This is a genomic window from Actinoplanes italicus (assembly GCF_003001815.1).
In the GTDB taxonomy this organism is placed as follows: domain Bacteria; phylum Actinomycetota; class Actinomycetes; order Mycobacteriales; family Micromonosporaceae; genus Actinoplanes; species Actinoplanes italicus.
In genome coordinates this window covers 40,505-57,514 of record NZ_PVMZ01000024.1, presented here as the reverse complement: position 1 = coordinate 57,514, position 17,010 = coordinate 40,505, and the positions used below count along the sequence as shown (strand labels likewise).

Genomic DNA, 17,010 nt, shown 5'->3' with positions numbered 1-17,010 from the left:
CCACCGCGCGTAGGCGGCGGCGACGGCCTCGACCGGTGTCATGTCCGCACCTTAACTCATTCCGCGGTCGGTGAGGATGGTCCGGTGATCGTCACGGTGACCGGCCCGAGCGCGTCCGGCAAGACGACTTGGTGCCGCCGGCACTTCCCGCAGTCGACCGTCACCGAGCGCCGCCCGCCGGATCCACCGGCCGACCCGGATCCGGCGGCGCAGGCGGCGTTCTGGTGCGGAACCTACGAGCGGCGGTGGTCCGAGGCCCTCGATCTCGAACAGCGAACCGGCCTGGCCGTCTGCGACGACGATCCGATGAAACTGCACTACGTGTGGTCGCTGTACCGGATCGGTGAGGCGTCGCTCGACGCGTGGCGTGCTGAGGTCGCGGCGGTCAGGGACGCGGTGGCGGGCGGTTCGCTCGGTTTCGCCGACCTGGTGCTGGTCTCCCTGCCGTCCCCGGCCGAGCTGCGGCGCCGCCGGGCCGCCGACACCACCCGCGGGCGCCGCAACTTCGAGCTGCACCTCCGGCTGGCCGGTCCGCTCCGCGAGTGGTACTCCGCTCTGGCCACGGTCTCCCCCGGCCGTGTCCACTGGGTTCCGCCCTCTGACGGTCTCCCTCCCGAACCGCTCCGGCCACGCCCGGACCGCTACAGCCCGGCGCTGCTCGACGCCGTCGTCGCCCTCGTCTCCTGACGCGGTCCGGTCGTCGCCGTCGTCTCCTGACGCGGTCCGGTCGTCGCCGTCGTCTCCTGACGCGGTCCGGCAGCAGCGGGTGGCTGCGAGGCGCGGGAGCGCTGGGTGAGGACGACGAAGACGAGCACCACCGCGGCCGCGACGATCGAGCCGGCACCGACCTGCTCACCGAGCAGCAGCGCCGACCAGAGCAGCGTCAGGACCGGCTGAGCCAGCTGGATCTGCCCCACGCGGGCGATCCCGCCGCGCGCGAGACCGGCGTACCAGGCGAAGAAGCCGAGGAACATGGAGACCACGGTGAGATAGCCGAACGCCGCCCAGCCGGTCACCGGCGCGTGCGGCGGGTGGACGAGTGCGGCCCCGACGGTCAGCGGAACGGTCACCGGCAGTGCCACGAGCAGGGCCCAGCAGATCGTACGGGCGCCGCCGAGTTCCCGTGCCAGGACGCCTCCTTCGGCGTAACCGAGGGCGCACAGTGCGATGGCCGCGAGCAGGTACAGATCGGTGACTCCGAGACCGCCCCGGACCGAGCCGCTGACGATCAGGAAGGTCAGCACCGCCACCAGACCGCTGCCACCGGCCACCCAGAACAGGACAGGCGGCCGTTCACCGGCACGGGCCACCGCGAACGCGGCGGTCATCGCCGGCAGCAACGCCACGACGACCGCGCCGTGCGAGGACGTGGAGTGGATCAGGGCGAGCGAGGTGAACAGCGGGAACCCGGCGACCACACCGAGCGCCACGATCGCCAGCCGCCGCCACTGTGCCCCGCTCGGCCGAGGCGCCCGGCTGACCCACAGGTAGGCCGCGGCCAGTGCCGCCGCGCCGACGGCCCGGCCGAACGCGACGAACCACGGGTCGAGCTGCTGCACGGCGACCCGCGTGGCGGGCAGCGACATGCTGAAGGCGAGCACTCCGAGCGCCCCGAGTGTTATCGCTCCGGCAGCGGTAGCGCTACTCTTATCTCTCATGTTCTACAGTAACGCAGCCGCTAGGGTCGTCCAAGAATTGCGTGCCCTGGCAACTGCCGCCCCGCCCGGCACCCGGCTGCCGTCGGTGCGTGAACTGACCGACCGACACCAGGCGTCGCCAGTGACCGTCGCCGCCGCGATCCGGCAGCTCGTAGTGGACGGGCTGGTGGAGACCAGATCGGGACGCGGCACTTTCGTCGCTGCCCGGCCCGAGGCCACGTCCGCGCCCCCGCCCGACCTGTCCTGGCAGACGGTGGCGCTCGGGCCCCGCAGGTTCGGCGAGGAGGAGATGCAGGCGTTACTGGCGTTACCGCCATCCGGCGCGATTCCGTTGTCCGGCGGTTATCTTGATCCTGACCTGCAGCCCGCCGATGCGCTTGGTGCCGCGCTGGCCCGGGCCGCCCGTCAGCCGGCGTCGTGGCAGCGGGGCCCGGTCGAGGGCCGCGAGGACCTGCGCGCGTGGTTCGCCCGCGAAACCCGCGCCGACGGTGGGATCCGGGCCACCGCCGACAGTGGGCCCCGGGCCATCGCCGATGACGGACTCCGAGCCACCGCCGACAGTGGGCCCCGGGCCATCGCCGATGACGGACTCCGGACCATCGCCGATGGTGGGCTCCGGCCGGAGGACATGGTGATCTGTCCGGGTGGGCAGGCGGCGCTGTCGTCGGCGCTGCGGGCGCTCACCGAGCCGGGCGACACTCTGCTCGTCGAGTCGCCCACCTACCTGGGGGCGCTGGCCACCGCGCACGCCGCGGGCCTGCGGGTGGTTCCGGTACCGGCTGACCGGGACGGTGTGCTGCCCGACCAGCTGGCGGCGGCGTTCGCCCGTACCGGCGCCCGGCTCTTCTACTGCCAGCCCCTGTACGCCAACCCGACCGGCGCCACTCTGGCCGCGGCCCGCCGCCCCGCCGTGCTTGCCGCGCTCCGTGACGCCGGAGCGTTCCTGATCGAGGACGACTACGCCCGCGACCTGACCATCGACGGCGACGCGCCGCACCCGCTGGCCGCCACCGACCCCGACGGGCACGTCATCTATCTGCGGTCACTCACCAAATCAGCGGCACCGGGCCTGCGCGTGGCCGCTCTCGGAGCCCGGGGACCGGCCGGTGCCCGGCTCCGCGCCGCCCGCCTGCTCGACGACTTCTTCGTGTCCGGCCCGCTGCAGCAGGCCACCGTAGAGTTCGTGACGAGCCCGGCCTGGCCGCGCCACCGCCGCCGACTGGCCACCGAACTACGTACCCGCCGCAACGCCCTGCTCGCCGCCCTGCACAGGCATCTGCCGGCGCTGGTCCCGCCCGCGATCCCCTCCGGCGGCCTGCACCTGTGGGCACCGCTGCCGGACGGCACCGACGACGTAGCGGTGGCCACCGCCGCAGCCGCCGCCGGCGTGGTCGTCTTCCCGGGCCGCCCGTGGCACGCCGCCGAGCCGCCCGCCCCATACCTGCGACTCACCTACGCCGCGGCCCCACCCGCCGCGATGGACGAGGCCGTCCGCCGCCTCAGCACCGTCCTGCCACCGACCAGCCTCTAACCCGGACAGCCCAGCAGAACCGAGCCGGGCCGGAGGGCCGAGCCGGGCCAAAGAACCAAACCGGGCCAGAGGGCCGAGCCGGCGAGCTGGGAAGGGAGCCGGGCCGGCCAGGCGGGCCGCTTCGGCCACGAGCGGGATCCGCCCACGCATCCGGGCGAGATCGAGTTATGCGCCGAGTCGTTCGAGGCGTTCATATGCCGTTACTGACTGGAGACAAGATCTTTTTCGCCGAGGACGACGAGGCCCAAGACCATGAGACCCAGGACGACACCCAAAGACGATGCGGCCCGGGACGATGCGGCCCATGGCCACGAGGCCCAAGACGATAAGGCCGGGCTAGCGGCGGTCGCTGCCGACTAGAGCGAGCGCTACCGCCGGTGACAGGCGAACGGCTCAGGTCCCGCAGAAGGTGCGGTAGACGCCGAAGTCGGCCGGAGCGGGCTCCGCAAACCGGGCGAGACCTGGTCGTTCGGTGAACGGTGCGGTGATCGCGTCGAGGAGACGCTGGAGTGGGCCGAGGTCGCCGTCGGTGGCTGCGGCCAGGGCCTCCTCGACGAGGTGGTTGCGTGGGATGTAGACGGGGTTGACCCGGTTCATCGCATCGGTGTCCGGCCCGAGGGCGCGCCACCGTTTGCCCCAGTCCTCGAAGGCGCCCAGGCCGTCAGCCGCCTCCGGGGTCCGGGAGAGCGCCGGGCCGTCAGCCGCCGTCGGGCTCCGGGAGAACGCCAGGTCGTCGGCGGCCGGGGCCCCGGAGGCCGCCAGGTCGCCGGCCGTCGGGGTCCGGGAGGCCGCCAGGTCGCCGGCCGTCGGGGTCCGGGAGAACGCCAGATCGCCAGCCGCCGGGGTCTGGGAGAACGCCAGATCGCCAGCCGCCGGGGTCTGGGAGAACGCCAGGTCGCCAGCGGCTGCCAGGGTGCGGAAGAACGAGGTGAAGTCGGCTTTCTCGGACTTGAGCAGGGTGAGCAGATCCTCGGAGAGCGAGGTCAGGGTGGCGTCGTCGACATCGTCACGCCCGGTGAGACCGAGCTTGGCCCGGAAGCCGGTGAGCGTGGCCGCCGCGTAGTGACCGCGGAACTCGCCGAGGGCCTCGGTCGCCTTCTCGATGGCGCGTTCCTGGTCGTCGTCGAAGAGCGGGAGCAGCGCCTCCGCGAGCCGTGCCAGGTTCCACTGGGCGATGGCGGGCTGGTTGCCATACGCATACCGCCCGCCCTCGTCGATGGAGCTGAAGACGGTCGCCGGGTCGAACCCGTCCATGAAAGCGCACGGACCGTAGTCGATGGTCTCGCCCGAGATCGTCATGTTGTCGGTGTTCATCACACCGTGGATGAAGCCGGTGAGCATCCATCGCGCGATCAGGTCGGCCTGTGCCCGGACGACCGCGCGGTAGAGGCCGAGGGCGTCGCCCGCGTCCGGGTGGTGGCGGTCGATCGCGAGGCCGACGAGGCGGCGCAGCAGGCTCTCGTCGCCGGTGGCACGGGCGAACTGGAAGCTGCCGACCCGCAGGTGGCTCGCCGCGACGCGGACCAGGACGGCGCCGGGCGCAAGATTCTCCCGGACGATCGACTTCCCGGTGGCGATCACGGCGAGTGACCGTGTGGTGGGGATGCCGAGGGCGTGCATGGCCTCGCTGATCACATATTCACGCAGCATGGGGCCGACCGCCGCGAGCCCGTCGCCGCCGCGGGCGAACGGGGTGCGGCCGGAGCCCTTGAGGTGCAGGTCACGATCACCGATCTCGCCGAGCAACAGCGCCCGGCCGTCACCGAGACGTGGGGAGTAGCCACCGAACTGGTGCCCCGCGTAGGCCTGCGCGACCGGTTTCGCCCCGTCGGGCACGTCGACACCGGCGAGGAACCGCACCCCGTCGCCGGTGCGCAGCCAGTCGGCGTCGAGACCGAGCTCGGCGGCGAGCGGCTCGTTGAGGATGAGCAGGCGCGGGGCGGGCGGCTCGGCCGCCTGCCATGGCACCGCCATCTCCGGCACCTCGTCGGCGAACCGGTGCCCGAGAACGATGACGGGAGTGGATGCGTCGCTCACCGGACCAACGTTACGTCGCCCTCAGTCCGGGGTCGCACTGCTCAGCGCGTGGGTCAGATCACGAAGATCGGGCCGCCGTCCGGGAACCGGGTGCAGCGCCGCCATCAGCGGTTCATCGAGGGCGGCGGCCCATTCCGGTCGCAGCCGGGCCACCGGCAACGGGTCCGCGCAGGGAGCCTCACCGGTCACCAGGTGGTAGACGATCGCCGCGAGCTGATGAACATCGGTCGCCGGACCCGCGCGGGCCAACTCCTGCTCGGGGGCCCGGTAGGCGGCCGGGCCCTCACCCGCGGCCGGCGCCGTCGCGGCGAGCCCGGCATCGCGCAGCCACAGCCGGTCACGCGAGGCGATCAGCACCTCCGGTCGCAGGGCGCGATGCGCTCTCCCGATGGCATGAAACCCCTCGAGGGTACGGGCCACCTGCGGCAACCCACGCAACACCGCCACCAGCGCGGGACGTGAGTAGGGCGGCCGCCCGTACAACTCCGGAAGCTCCGCCCCGGGCGGCATCGCGGTGGCGAAGGTGAACGCCGAGGCCTCATCGACGCGGAGCAGCACCCTGGGCAGTCCCGGGATCGTGTCGTGGAGCCGCGCCTCGGTCTTGAGCAAGGCCCGGCGCTCCTCGGCACAGACTCCCGGCCGGACGACGTCGAGCCTGGTCAGGCGGACATCGCGGGACCGCGCGCTGGCCTGCCGGGCGTCGGCGCGCAGCACCCGGTACGACCTGTCGGAGGCCACGGTCTCCTCGCGACCCCGGAGGTGGAAGATCTCGCTGCCGGCCCGGATCTCCCGCCGGGCCGAATACATATCGACACCAGTCGACAACACCCGGTCACCATAGCGCCAAGTAGCGGAACGGTCACGCGAAAACCGGGGGCCTCGAACGGTCCCGCCGAATCGACCTGCTGAAATCTGTCTGGTTATGGGGTCGCCGCAGATCAGGGGGCACCCTTATGATCCTCGGGCTCTATAGATCTCGAGGTGTTTGCATGCGTGAGTTCTCCGTGCCCGAGCGGGTGGGCGCCTTCGGCGCGCTCGTCGCCGCCGGCGCGGCGGTCTGGCCGATGGTCACCGCCAGTACCGGCGCGGCTCTGCCGTGTCCGCTGCGGACGGTGACCGGGGTTCCGTGCCCGGCGTGCGGTCTCACGACCGCTGCCGTGGCGCTGGTCCGCGGCCAGTTCGACACGGCTCTGCAAGCCAATCCGCTGATCTTCGGCCTCGCGGCGGTAACCGTCGCCGCCGGTCCGCTCCTGGCACTGCGCGCCACGGGCGTTCTGGAGCCGCCAAGCCCGTGGTCGCCCGCACGTCGGCGGCAGATGGGCTGGGTCGCTGGGCTGCTCGCCGCCGCGAGCTGGCTTTTCCAACTGCACCGGCTCCGATCGAGCCTCCCCTATTAAGGATCAAGAATGAGCTACCCGCCGCCCGCCAACGACCCGTACCAGGGCCAGGTTCCGCCGCAGCCCTACGGCCAGTCCCCCTACGGCCAGCCCGCCGCCGCGTACGCCAGCTGGGGCACCCGCTTCGGCGCCTACCTGGTCGACGGCCTGATCACGGTTCCGTTCGTGATCATCGCGGTGGTCCTCGGCATGGGCACCGACGACGCCGGCCTGCCGACCATCAACGCGTTCTACTACATCGGCATCCTCGGTGCCGTCGTGGTGTCCGGCTACAACCGCTGGTTCCTGGCCGGCAAGACCGGTCAGACCTGGGGCCGCAAGGCGCTGGGCATCCGCCTGGTGAGCGAGGCCACCGGCCAGCCGATCGGTGCCGGCAACGCGTTCGTCCGTGACCTGGCCCACATCGTCGACAGCCTGGCCTGCTACATCGGCTGGCTGTTCCCGCTGTGGGACGCGAAGAAGCAGACCTTCGCCGACAAGATCGTCAAGACCCTCGTCGTGCGCTGATCTTGATGTGACGGCCCGGCCGGCGCCCTCCACGCGAGGGCTCCGGCCGGGCCGTCGGTTTTCACCCCATCTCCCCGGGTACGCCCTCGGCCGTGACTCCTGATGCGGTGGTCGCCGGTCAGCGGCGCCGAGCTGCTCGAACAGGCAGCCCGAGACGGCATCGACATCTCGTACGTCCTCCGGCGCCCGGATGTCGCGACCGGCCTGATCGTCGAGGTCCTCGACAGCCACGCACACTGGCGCCACCTGCAGGACCTCCCGAGTCCACGCTGCTGACGGCCGGGCCGGGCCTGGTGGCGCTGGGCCCGCCGGACGGCAACCTGTTCGCCTGGGACGACCCCCGGTGAGTACGGGCCACACGCTCCTGCCGCTCACCGGCGACGAGGTGGTCGACACCACCGGCGGTGGTGACGCCTTCGTCGCCGCGCTGACCGCCGCCCTGCTGAACGGCGAGACCCCGGAGGCAGCCGCACGGCGGGCGGTCGCCGCGTCCGGCGTCGCCGTCCGTCACCCGGGCGGACGCCCCGACCTCAGCGAGGCCCGCAGAACTTCGTGAGCTCGGCGGAGTCGGCCGGATCGATCCACTCGAACGTGCCGCGCAGCAGGTCGGCCCGCTGGTCGACGGCCGCGACGGCGGCGGTCAGCTCACCCCACGGCATCGCGACGTGCAGAAGGGCGCGTTCGATCCCGTACGGAAGAGAAGGCAGTTGATCTTCGGCAGTGGCCCTCAGCAGCAGACCGTCGGCGGAGATGTCCTCGACCCGCCCGGTCAGCGCGACCAGGTGCCGGCCATCGACGTTCTCGACCTGGGCGGTGCCGGTCGCCGGATAGACGCCCGGGCGGCGCGCCGAAGCCCGCCGCTGCACCAGATCGGTGGGTGCGTCGCCGATCACGTTGAGCTGATCGTTGCGCAGCTCCGCCTCGACCCAGGTCACCCCGGTGGCGGTGACCAGCTCGAGGACCCCGATCCGGCGCACGCCCGGACCGTCCAGGCTCAGCACCGGGATCGGCGGCAGCTCGGCGAGGAACGGCGCCCGCACCTCGGCGAGCGAGACGAGGACGATGGCCTGCGTACCCGGGCACCGCAGCGTGAGGCTGCTCCCCGCCGGCACGGTGATCATCATTCCCCCCGGTGAAACGCCGTCGACGAACCGCACGTTACCGGTCGCGCGGCGGCGTTTCCGGGCGTACCGGAAAGTCAGTGCTCCGGCAACCGGATGTCGTCGACCTTGACCGTGCAGTCACTGACGTGCAGCCCGTAGTGCTCGACCGCCTCGATCACCGCGGTGCGAACCTTGGCAGTGACGTCGGCCACCACCTCACCGGCGGAGATGACCAGAATCACTTTGATCTCCACATCGGTCCCGTCCACCGTGGCCCACACACCCCGGGTGGCGTCGCCGACCTTGTCCAGGCCGATCCTGTCCAGAACCGAGTTGAAGAACCGGGCCACGTCGCCACCGAGCTCGACCACACCCGGAACCGAACGCGCCGCCTTGGAGGCGATCTTCTCGACGACCTCGTTCTCGAACTTGGTCTCGCCGCGGTACGCCGCGACCTCGATCACCTCGGCACCACCGTGCTTGGGCGGCACGGCCGGGACCACAGCCGACACGTAGAACTCCTGCGTGCGGTCCGCGTGGAACTCGGCCTCGTCACTCATATCCGTCCCTTTAACCCCAGCCCCGAACCAGAACAGGAGCGAGCCTACTAGTGAAACTCTCTCGGCCCGGTCACGACTTCGTGCCGCGATTTTCTGTCGCACCCTCCGCCTACATTGCGTGTGCGTACGACGACACGGCGAGAGGAGCTCGACGGTGGCGAGACGAAGACGACGACGACGGCGCCGGGTCAGCCCGCCCGCCGCGCTGGCCGCCCTGGGCGGCGGTTTCCTGGCCCTCTCGCTGCTCGTCCAGGCGGTCCGGGAGCACCCCTGGATCGCCGCCGCGGCCGCCGCGACCGTGCTGTCGGCCGGCGGCGCCTGGTTCTACCTGCGCTCGGAGGCCGGCCGACGGCTGGCCGAACACGAGCGCGACATCGCGCTCACCGACGCGATGACCGGCACCGAGTTCGAACACTTCGTCGCCAGGCTGATGCGCTCCAGCGGCTGCCGTGCCGTCCGCGTGTCCGGCGGGGCCGGGGACATGGGCGCCGACGTGACCGGCAAGGCCCCCGACGGCCGCCGGGTGGTCGTCCAGTGCAAGCGCTACACGGGTCCGCTCGGCAGTCCGCACGTCCAGCGGTTCGCCGGCACCGCCCGCGACATCCACGGCGCCGACATCGCCCTGCTCGTCACCACCGGCCACCCCACCCGCCAGGCACGCGACGTCGCCCGCCGCTGCCGTATCACCCTCGTCGACCGGGCCGCCCTTGCCCGCTGGGCCGCCACCGGCGTCCCACCCCTGCCATGACTTGCCGGACACCCTCCTCGATCAGGGTCCGCAGTGGCTAGCCGAGCTTGCGCTACGGGCTGCAGGACTCCGATCCTTCACCGCGCGCGGCCCGTCGCCGAGCCCGGCGAAAGGCTCGGCTCCATGAAGGGGCGGATCGAAGAGATGGACACGTCAGGCGCTTCGATGACCGCAGCATCGCTGAGCTGGATGATCATCGTGGCCGGTTTTGAAGGCCGGCTGTGCCCGATGGCTGCTTCCGGGGCCGGGGAAGTGTGCACGAGTTGGGGCTGGTCGATCAAACATCGACAGGTGGCTTTCCTCGGCCTTCGAACAACCCCCGGCCCGCTCGTGACGAACTGCCGTAGCCGTAGCCATAAAACAGCACCGGGACTCCAGGGCTAGGGAGCTTTCGCAGTCGGGGTTGCCGGCCCGTCAGCCGCATCCGTCTGAGCCGTGATGGCGCTCGGCCGGCTGACGGCCTGGCGTCACCGTCGTGGGCTCCGGAATCGCGGGGTCGGTTACCGCCGCGACCCGGTGCTGGACGATCAACTACGGCTGTTTTCGGAGCCGGGCTCCGGGATATCGCTGCCTCCGGCCCGGTGAAGGGTTCGCCGGGCACGGCTGGGCGATCAAGCGGCCTGGGGAAGGGTTCGCCAGGCACGGCTGGACGATCAACAGCCCGAGGAAGGGTTCGCCAGGCACGGCTGGGCGATCAACAGCCCGGGGAAGGGTTCGCCGGGCATGGCTGGGCGATCCAGGCGGCCTGGAGAAGGGGTTGCCGCCCAGGGCTGGGCGATCAAGAGCCCGGGAAGGTTCGCCGGGCACGGCTGGGCGATCAGGCGGCCCGAGGAAGGGTTCGCCAGGCACGGCTGGGCGATCCAGGCGGCCTGGAGAAGGGGTTTGCCGCCCAGGGCTGGGCGATCAAGAGCCCGGGAAGGTTCGCCGGGCACGGCTGGGCGATCAGGCGGCCCGAGGAAGGGTTCGCCAGGCACGGCTGGGCGATCCAGGCGGCCTGGAGAAGGGGTTTGCCGCCCAGGGCTGGGCGATCAAGAGCCCGGGAAGGTTCGCCGGGCACGGCTGGACGATCGCGCGGCCTGGGAAGGGCTATCCCCACCAGCCTCAGACCCTGGCCGTAAAAGGTGTCTAGCACCGGCATTCCAGGGCGGAGAGACGGGCCGGCGGTCGGCCAGCGGCAGAGACAATGCTGCGTGTGTTGCAATGGTGTGTGAGACACAGTATAGTTTCTGGCATGACAATGGATGCGACGCTCTCCGGGCATCTGCAGGAGCTGCGGCGTGGCACGGTCGTCGTTGCGAGTCTCACCGTGCTCCGCGAGCCGGGGTATGGATATTCGCTGCTCGAGACGCTGAGCGCGGCCGGGTTCGAGGTGGAGGCGAACACGCTCTACCCGCTGCTGCGACGCCTGGAGTCACAGGGACTGCTGACCAGTTCGTGGAACACCGACGAGGCACGGCCGCGCAAGTTCTACCGCACCACCGAGCAGGGCGACGCCATCGCGGCGGCTCTGCGCGGCGAGTGGATGCGGCTGGACAAGGCGATCGGCGACCTCGACACCCCCGACAGCGGGCCCGGCGGCGACGCGGCCGACGGCACCCGTGACCACACCCCCGGCGGCACCTCTTCAGGGAGCGAGTGATGACCACCCTCATCGACCGTTACGTCTTCACCGTGCTGCGCCGGGTTCCCGAGCAGCAGCGCACCGACATCGAGCGCGAGCTGCGCACCTCCATCGACGACGCGGTCGACGCCCGGGTCGGCGGGGGCGAGGCCAGGGAGGCCGCCGTCGAGGCGGCCCTGCTGGAGCTGGGCGACCCGGACCGGCTGGCCGACGGCTATGCGGGCCGGCCGCAGTACCTGATCGGCCCGATCTTCTACCCGCTGTGGAAGCGTCTGCTCACCACGCTGCTGTCGATCGTGCTGCCGGCGGTGGTGACGATCGCGGTGGTGATCCGGGTGCTGCAGGACGCCACGTTCGGCGACGTGATCGGCACGGTGGTCGGCACGACCCTCACCGTCGGCGCGCACATGGTGTTCTGGGTGACGCTGACGTTCGCGCTGCTGGATCGGGCCGGTGTGGAGAAGGCGGATCTGCGGCGACGGGCGTGGACGCCGGATGATCTGCCGCGTTACGAGCCCGGGTTCCTGACCCCGGCGCAGCTGTGGGCGACCGTGCTGTGGCCGGTTCTGATGATCGCGGCGCTGGTGCTGCAGCAATTCGCGTTCACCGAGGAGCCCGTGCTGGACCCGGCCAACTGGTCGTTCTGGTGGCCGTACCTCATCGTGGTCCTGATCCTCGAAGGTCTCTATGGGGTCTGGGTCTTCCGGCGTGGCGCCTGGTCCCACACGGTGACCGCGGTGAACGCGCTCCTGGCCGTGCTGTTCACCGCTCCGGTGGTGTGGCTGGCCGCGACCGAGCAGTTCTTCAACCCGGAGTGGATCGCCGGCGTGGACTGGGGCACCCAGGATCCGCTGCGGTGGCTGACCGGCATCACCATCACCATCGCGGTGGCCGGGGCGATCTACGACATCGCCGAGGTGGCGGTGCGCGCCGAGCGGGCCCGCCGCGGGCTGGCGACCCCCGTTCCGGGCACCGGCCGGGAGTTCACCGCGCCGCTGTCCTGACCGCCTGGGAAGCACCGTCCCGACCACCCGGAGGGCCGCCTGAGAAGCACCGTCCCGACCACCCGGGGGGCCGCCTGGGAAGCACCGTCCCGACCACCCGGGGGGCCGCCTGGGAAGCACCGTCCCGACCACCCGGAGGGGCCGCCTGGGAAGCACCGTCCCGACCGCCCGGGGGGCTGCCTGAGGAGAAGCCTCAAGTGGGAGTGGGGGATGCCGATTCTCGCGGCACGACCGGAGAGGGCTCGGCCACGGACGGCCGGGAACCCGCACACGGACGAGCGGGAAGGACTCGAAATCCCCCATGACCCAGTTGACCGAACACGCTGTTCCAGTTCGGGGTGACCGATGGAGACCGGTGAACCCCATGCTGGACAGCGTGATCCAGAAGTACATCGACGAGGCCCGGCGTGACGCATGCGACACCACCGGGAACACCGGGACGCTGACCGGTGGCGGGCTCGTGCTGGTCGCCTTCGGCATCGTCCTGTCGATCGGCACCGGCAACCCGATTCTGGCGATCTTCGTGATGATCGTGCTGGCGCTCGCCGGGCTCGCCTGGACCGGGGTGAAGGCGCCGCCGCTGAAGCTCGATCCGTTGCAGATCCTGGCGCCGATGGGCGGTGCGGGCAACCTGCCCGCCGGCTATCTGGTTCACCCGCTCGCGTGGAAGGCCGGCCTGCCGGAGTACGTGAAGGGTGTCCCGGAGCGCCGCATGCGGATGGCCGTCGAGCTGTGCCGCAAGCATCCGGGCGCGGTGACCGACCTGCTGCGCCTGGTGGAGCGGTCCGAGCGCTGGGTCGCCGACGTCAAGCCGGGCAAGGACTTCAGCCCGGAGGGGCGGGAGGCCGAGGTGGTCAGGTTCGCCGCCCACCTGATCGACGAGCAGGTCCGTAAGGTCGCCCGAGCGGCCGCCTGAAACGAGTGACGACGCGCCCCCGGCAGATGCCGGGGGCGCGTCGCTATGGTGGCAGGTGACGTTGTGGGGAGGCGAGATGGTACGGCCCGGTGACCGTCCGGACAAGCGCGGGCAGCCGTCCGGGCAGTTCGCGGGGCAGGTCCCGGAGAATCTGCTGGCGGAGCGGCTGGGCCTGATGGCCCGATCGCTGTGGGCCGAGGCAGGCCTGGAACAGACCCTGCTGGGCATCGTCGGCGCCGCGGCCCTGACGGTGCCGGGAGCCCGGTACGCCGGACTGTCGACGATCGAGCGGCAGCGGCGGATCATCACCCGGGTCGCGACCAGCGACGTGGTGCACACGATCGACCGGGCGCAGTACGAGTCGGGCGAGGGTCCCTGCCTGGACTCGGTGTGGGAGCAGCGGACCGTCCGGCTGTCGGACATGGCGGCCGAGACCCGTTGGCCGGCGTTCACGAGGGCGGCGCGAGACCTCGGCATCGCCAGCATGCTGTCGTTCCAGCTCTACATCCGGGACGGCAACCTGGGCGCGCTCAATCTGTACTCCCCGCTGCCGTACGCGTTCGACGACGTGTCGGAACAGGTGGGCCTGCTGCTGGCGACACACGCGGCGGTCGCGATGGCCGGCGCCCGGACCGAGCTGGAACTCGACCTGGCGCTGGCCGCCCGTGACCTGATCGGCCAGGCCAAGGGCATCCTCATGGAGCGGCACAAGCTGTCCGCGGACGAGGCCTTCCGGATGCTGGTGCAGTCCAGCCAGGACACGAACCGGAAGCTCGCGGAAGTGGCCCGGGACCTGGCCGAGACCGGCGAGCTGCCGGGCCCGGCGCAGAACTAGGCCGCCGCTGCTCCGGCGCGGGGCGGCCCGAGGATGTCCCGCAGGCCGGTGATCTCCAGCACCTGATCCACGATGGGGCCCGCGGCCACGACGGCGAAGCCGCTGCCGGCATCCGCCGCGTGGTCACGGCAGATGAGCAGGGCCCGCAGACCGCCGGAGTCGAGGAACGTGACATCGGTGGCGTCGACGCCGATCGGACAGCCGGGGTCGGCGTGCATCACCGAAATGACCGCTTGGAGCAGACGGGCGCTCTCGACGCCGTCGAGTTCGCCGGAAAGCACCAGGTTGGGCGGCTGGACGGCGATGCGGAGGCGTGAGATGAAGGGGTCAGGGTTCATCGGATCGCTCCCTGTTGCCGGCGTCCGTGTCCCCTCACTTCTGAAAGTCGCCGACGCCGCAGGCTCCACGCTACCCCTGTGGGCCAGCGCGCGGACATCATGCCGCCGTCTTCTGGGTGATTTCCCTTCCCAGGAGCCAGGCCGTGATCCGGTCGGCGCTCTGCGGGCGGGCGATGCCGTACCCCTGGGCCAGGTCGCACCCGAAGCCGCGCAGCCGCTCGAAGATGTCGGCGTCCTCCACGCCCTCGGCGACGATGTGCATACCGAGGGAGTGCGCGAGTTGCACGGTGCTGTGCACGATCGCGGCGCTGCGCGGATCGGAGACGCAGCGGCTGACGAACGTCCGGTCCAGTTTGAGGTCGTCGACCGGCAGCACCCGCAGGTAGCTGAGGCTGGAGTAGCCGGTGCCGTAGTCGTCGACGGCGAGCCGGATACCCATCTCGCCGAGTCGTCCCAGCTGGGCGAGCGCCTCGTCGGCGTCGGTCATCAGGACGCTCTCGGTGACCTCGAGTTCGAGGGCGGTGATCGGCAGGCCGTACCGGCGCAGCAGCTCGCCGACCTGCTCGGGGAACGCCGGGTCGCGCAGGTCGGAGACGGACAGGTTGACCGCCACCGGCACCGAGAGGCCGGCGTCGAGCCAGGCGCGGCTCTGCCGGCAGGCGAGGTCGAGCACGACGGCGGTGATCCGGCCCATCAGGTCGGCGCTCTCCGCCGTGTAGAGGAACGCGTCCGGATAGACCAGCCCGCGGGTGGGGTGCTGCCAGCGGACCAGCGCCTCGACGCCGGTCACCCGGGCGTCCGCGTCGACGGTCACCTTCGGCTGGTAGTGCAGCACCAGTTCGCCGCGTTCCAGGCCGGTCCGCAACTCCTCGAGCATGGTGAGCCGGGCCCGGGCGTGGTCGTCGAGGCCGGTGGCGAAGACCGGGCCGCCGCCGTGCCCGGACTTGGCGGCGTACATGGCGACGTCGGCCCGGCGCAGCAGCGTGGAACGGTCGGCGCCGTCGTCGGGGCAGAGGGCGATGCCGACACTGGCGTCGACGTGCAGGTCCACCTCCGGCAGTACGAACGGCTCGCGCAGCGTGCGCAGCACCCCGTCGACGATCTCGGCGGCCCGCTCCCGGCCGGTGCCCGGCATGATCAGCCCGAACTCGTCACCGCCCAGGCGGGCCAGCAGCACGTCACCGCCGAGCGACTCGCGCATCCGGGCGCCGACCAGGCGCAGCAGGTTGTCACCGACGTCGTGGCCGAAGCTGTCGTTGACCTCCTTGAACCGGTCGAGGTCGACGTAGGCGACGGCCAGCTCGGGGCCGGGCCGGTCGAGTTCGGAGTCGAGACGTTCGACGAAGAACCGCCGGTTGGCCAGCCCGGTCAGCTCGTCGGTGCGGGCCAGGCGGCGGGCGGCACCGAGGGCCTCAGCGGTGCGGACGCTGGCCAGCATCCGGATGATGCCGGCGGCGATCGCGGTCCCGGCGAGCACACTGCTGACCGCGTCCACGGTGTGGTCGGTCAGCGCCGCGTACAGCAGCAGACCGAGGCAGAACACGGCCAGGACGGACGGGACCACGGTGCTCAGCAGCACGCTGGGCCGGCTCGCCCGGATCCGCCCGTCCGGCTGCCGGGCGGCCAGTGCCAGCACGATCAACCCCAAGATCCACATCAGATCGACCCAGGGGGGTACGTCCGCGCCCTGCCACAGCAGCACCATGCTGACCGCGTCGGCGGTGGCGAACAGACCCATCCCGGCGATCAGCAGTCCGAGCACCCGGTCGGCCCGCCAGCCGCACAGCGCCCAAGCGCCGAGCAGGCAGCCGGTGACGGCGATGTCGGCGAGCGGGTAGGCGGCGTTCACGACGACGCCGAGCATCGTCGAGTGCGGGGCGGGTTCGACCGCGGCCAGGATCGGCACCGAGGTCAGCGACGACACCGCGGCGGCGGCGATCACCCCGTCCATCCAGGCCGTGCCGCTGACCCGGGGCAGCCGGCGCCGCAGCAGCAGTACCAGGGCGGTCCCGAAACACGGGTAGAAGGCCAGCCACAGCGGGTCGGCCGGGGTCACCAGGGGCTCCGGGTCCAGTTCCCGGACGAACAGCCACCAGTACAGGTTCCCGGTGGCGTAGGCGAGCAGGCCCGCGGCGAGGAAGGGCCAGGCGGGGCCGGTACGGCGGGCGTGCACCGCCACGAGCAGGCCGGGCGCGAAGTGCAGGGCGTTCTGCACGAGGCCCGCGGCGGCGCCGCCGGAGAAGCCGTTCCCGTACGTGACGACGACCACGTGGAGCAGCAGCAGGACGCCGAGGCCCCACCACGCCGCTCGCTCACGCCGTGTCATCTCCGAGAACAGGGATGCGGGCCGCACGTCCCAACTATCGGACCCCGGAGGGGGATCTTGAGTGTTACCAGCGTCTCCCGGTCGCCCGGCAGGGCTGACGAGCCGGACCGCGGCCGGCCACGTCGAGCTGCTGGTGCTCGGGCAGCCGGGTGCCGAGAGCGGCCAGATGCACCGTGGCGACCACCTCGACGGTCTCGCCGGCGGGCAGGGTGATCCGCGTACCCGGCGGGGCTACGGTGTCCGGAGGACAGAGCACGGTGGCGCCGTCCGGGCGCCGGGCGATGACGCAGGGGCCGACGGGCACCGGGCTCCGGCCGGGCGCCGCCACCTGGACGGTGCAGGCCTCGTCGACGTGGAGCAGAGCGAATTCGAGCCAGTTCACCCTGTCAAGATTGCCCGAGACCGTGCGTTCCAATCGTCGTGGCAGGA

19 protein-coding genes and 1 pseudogene are annotated in these 17,010 nt (G+C 71.5%); 12 read left to right on the top strand and 8 right to left on the bottom strand.

The features are described from left to right. Positions 1–84 precede the first annotated feature (84 nt). The gene (locus CLV67_RS41365; RefSeq protein ID WP_106328713.1) at positions 85–687 is read left to right on the top strand and encodes a hypothetical protein; all 603 of its coding nucleotides are present in this window, start codon (positions 85–87) and stop codon (positions 685–687) included. Here the strand turns inward: CLV67_RS41365 and CLV67_RS41360 are convergent. Next, the gene (locus tag CLV67_RS41360; protein WP_106328711.1) at positions 642–1,658 is read right to left on the bottom strand and encodes a DMT family transporter; all 1,017 of its coding nucleotides are present in this window, start codon (positions 1,656–1,658) and stop codon (positions 642–644) included. The genes CLV67_RS41365 and CLV67_RS41360 overlap by 46 nt on opposite strands. On the opposite strand from CLV67_RS41360, the gene CLV67_RS53920 reads away from it, so the two are divergent. After that, positions 1,657–3,189 (top strand): aminotransferase-like domain-containing protein, encoded by a 1,533-nt coding sequence (locus tag CLV67_RS53920; protein WP_106328709.1) that lies wholly within the window; start codon positions 1,657–1,659, stop codon positions 3,187–3,189. The genes CLV67_RS41360 and CLV67_RS53920 overlap by 2 nt on opposite strands. A 393-nt stretch (positions 3,190–3,582) precedes the next feature. Here CLV67_RS53920 and CLV67_RS41350 read toward each other — a convergent pair whose 3' ends face one another. Both CLV67_RS41350 and CLV67_RS41345 read right to left on the bottom strand, forming a co-directional pair. After that, on the bottom strand, positions 3,583–5,226 hold the full coding sequence (locus tag CLV67_RS41350) for a protein adenylyltransferase SelO family protein (protein WP_106328707.1): 1,644 nt from the start codon (positions 5,224–5,226) through the stop codon (positions 3,583–3,585). A 21-nt stretch (positions 5,227–5,247) separates the two neighbouring features. Then, a complete protein-coding gene (locus CLV67_RS41345) occupies positions 5,248–6,054 on the bottom strand; it encodes a protein kinase family protein (protein ID WP_146169506.1) in 807 nt (268 codons plus the stop codon). 161 nt (positions 6,055–6,215) lie between these two features. On the opposite strand from CLV67_RS41345, the gene CLV67_RS41340 reads away from it, so the two are divergent. From CLV67_RS41340 to CLV67_RS41330, 4 genes are all read left to right on the top strand, one after another. Beyond that, positions 6,216–6,623 carry a DUF2752 domain-containing protein gene (locus tag CLV67_RS41340; RefSeq protein WP_106328703.1) on the top strand — a complete coding sequence of 136 codons (408 nt, stop codon included), beginning with the start codon at positions 6,216–6,218 and terminating at the stop codon, positions 6,621–6,623. Positions 6,624–6,632: 9 nt separating this feature from the next. Further along, the gene (locus tag CLV67_RS41335) at positions 6,633–7,130 is read left to right on the top strand and encodes an RDD family protein (protein WP_106328701.1); all 498 of its coding nucleotides are present in this window, start codon (positions 6,633–6,635) and stop codon (positions 7,128–7,130) included. Between the two features lie 102 nt (positions 7,131–7,232). Continuing rightward, positions 7,233–7,406: a hypothetical protein gene (locus CLV67_RS52340; RefSeq protein WP_170154207.1), complete on the top strand. Its 174-nt coding sequence runs from the start codon at positions 7,233–7,235 to the stop codon at positions 7,404–7,406. A 67-nt stretch (positions 7,407–7,473) separates the two neighbouring features. Continuing rightward, positions 7,474–7,686 (top strand): PfkB family carbohydrate kinase, encoded by a 213-nt coding sequence (locus CLV67_RS41330; RefSeq protein ID WP_203737724.1) that lies wholly within the window; start codon positions 7,474–7,476, stop codon positions 7,684–7,686. Here the strand turns inward: CLV67_RS41330 and CLV67_RS41325 are convergent. Both CLV67_RS41325 and CLV67_RS41320 read right to left on the bottom strand, forming a co-directional pair. Beyond that, complete coding sequence (locus tag CLV67_RS41325; RefSeq protein WP_106328875.1) at positions 7,661–8,251, bottom strand: hypothetical protein; 591 nt, start codon at positions 8,249–8,251, stop codon at positions 7,661–7,663. The two genes, CLV67_RS41330 and CLV67_RS41325, sit on opposite strands and share 26 nt — an antisense overlap. A 77-nt stretch (positions 8,252–8,328) precedes the next feature. Then, positions 8,329–8,793 (bottom strand): Asp23/Gls24 family envelope stress response protein, encoded by a 465-nt coding sequence (locus CLV67_RS41320; RefSeq protein ID WP_106328697.1) that lies wholly within the window; start codon positions 8,791–8,793, stop codon positions 8,329–8,331. Between the two features lie 154 nt (positions 8,794–8,947). On the opposite strand from CLV67_RS41320, the gene CLV67_RS52915 reads away from it, so the two are divergent. The 6 genes and pseudogenes from CLV67_RS52915 to CLV67_RS41295 all read left to right on the top strand — a co-directional run bounded on the left by CLV67_RS52915 (position 8,948) and on the right by CLV67_RS41295 (position 13,917). Further along, positions 8,948–9,541, top strand: a complete 594-nt coding sequence (locus CLV67_RS52915; RefSeq protein WP_203737722.1) for a restriction endonuclease — start codon at positions 8,948–8,950, stop codon at positions 9,539–9,541. Between the two features lie 123 nt (positions 9,542–9,664). Beyond that, positions 9,665–9,925 carry a hypothetical protein gene (locus CLV67_RS51420; protein ID WP_146169505.1) on the top strand — a complete coding sequence of 87 codons (261 nt, stop codon included), beginning with the start codon at positions 9,665–9,667 and terminating at the stop codon, positions 9,923–9,925. 847 nt (positions 9,926–10,772) lie between these two features. Beyond that, a pseudogene (locus CLV67_RS41310) lies at positions 10,773–11,025 on the top strand (PadR family transcriptional regulator); the annotation flags it as partial. A 154-nt stretch (positions 11,026–11,179) separates the two neighbouring features. After that, the gene (locus CLV67_RS41305) at positions 11,180–12,166 is read left to right on the top strand and encodes a permease prefix domain 1-containing protein (protein WP_106328695.1); all 987 of its coding nucleotides are present in this window, start codon (positions 11,180–11,182) and stop codon (positions 12,164–12,166) included. Between the two features lie 355 nt (positions 12,167–12,521). Continuing rightward, on the top strand, positions 12,522–13,082 hold the full coding sequence (locus CLV67_RS41300; protein WP_146169504.1) for a hypothetical protein: 561 nt from the start codon (positions 12,522–12,524) through the stop codon (positions 13,080–13,082). Between the two features lie 55 nt (positions 13,083–13,137). Then, a complete protein-coding gene (locus tag CLV67_RS41295; RefSeq protein ID WP_203737896.1) occupies positions 13,138–13,917 on the top strand; it encodes a GAF and ANTAR domain-containing protein in 780 nt (259 codons plus the stop codon). On the opposite strand, the gene CLV67_RS41290 is transcribed toward CLV67_RS41295, so the two are convergent. From CLV67_RS41290 to CLV67_RS41280, 3 genes are all read right to left on the bottom strand, one after another. Next, a complete protein-coding gene (locus CLV67_RS41290; RefSeq protein ID WP_106328689.1) occupies positions 13,914–14,255 on the bottom strand; it encodes an STAS domain-containing protein in 342 nt (113 codons plus the stop codon). The two genes, CLV67_RS41295 and CLV67_RS41290, sit on opposite strands and share 4 nt — an antisense overlap. A 97-nt stretch (positions 14,256–14,352) precedes the next feature. After that, positions 14,353–16,608, bottom strand: coding sequence for a putative bifunctional diguanylate cyclase/phosphodiesterase (locus CLV67_RS41285; protein ID WP_106328687.1), 2,256 nt, complete (start codon positions 16,606–16,608; stop codon positions 14,353–14,355). A 37-nt stretch (positions 16,609–16,645) separates the two neighbouring features. Then, complete coding sequence (locus tag CLV67_RS41280; RefSeq protein WP_106328685.1) at positions 16,646–16,963, bottom strand: hypothetical protein; 318 nt, start codon at positions 16,961–16,963, stop codon at positions 16,646–16,648. Positions 16,964–17,010 lie beyond the last annotated feature (47 nt).

Coding starts and splice junctions, on each gene's coding strand:
- CLV67_RS51420 (WP_146169505.1), top strand. CDS start 9,665: ATGAAGGGGCGGATCGAAGAGATGGACACGTCAGGCGCTTCGATGACC.
- CLV67_RS41290 (WP_106328689.1), bottom strand. CDS start 14,255: ATGAACCCTGACCCCTTCATCTCACGCCTCCGCATCGCCGTCCAGCCG.
- CLV67_RS41305 (WP_106328695.1), top strand. CDS start 11,180: ATGACCACCCTCATCGACCGTTACGTCTTCACCGTGCTGCGCCGGGTT.
- CLV67_RS52340 (WP_170154207.1), top strand. CDS start 7,233: ATGCGGTGGTCGCCGGTCAGCGGCGCCGAGCTGCTCGAACAGGCAGCC.
- CLV67_RS41340 (WP_106328703.1), top strand. CDS start 6,216: ATGCGTGAGTTCTCCGTGCCCGAGCGGGTGGGCGCCTTCGGCGCGCTC.
- CLV67_RS41325 (WP_106328875.1), bottom strand. CDS start 8,251: ATGATCACCGTGCCGGCGGGGAGCAGCCTCACGCTGCGGTGCCCGGGT.
- CLV67_RS41360 (WP_106328711.1), bottom strand. CDS start 1,658: ATGAGAGATAAGAGTAGCGCTACCGCTGCCGGAGCGATAACACTCGGG.
- CLV67_RS41320 (WP_106328697.1), bottom strand. CDS start 8,793: ATGAGTGACGAGGCCGAGTTCCACGCGGACCGCACGCAGGAGTTCTAC.
- CLV67_RS53920 (WP_106328709.1), top strand. CDS start 1,657: ATGTTCTACAGTAACGCAGCCGCTAGGGTCGTCCAAGAATTGCGTGCC.
- CLV67_RS41335 (WP_106328701.1), top strand. CDS start 6,633: ATGAGCTACCCGCCGCCCGCCAACGACCCGTACCAGGGCCAGGTTCCG.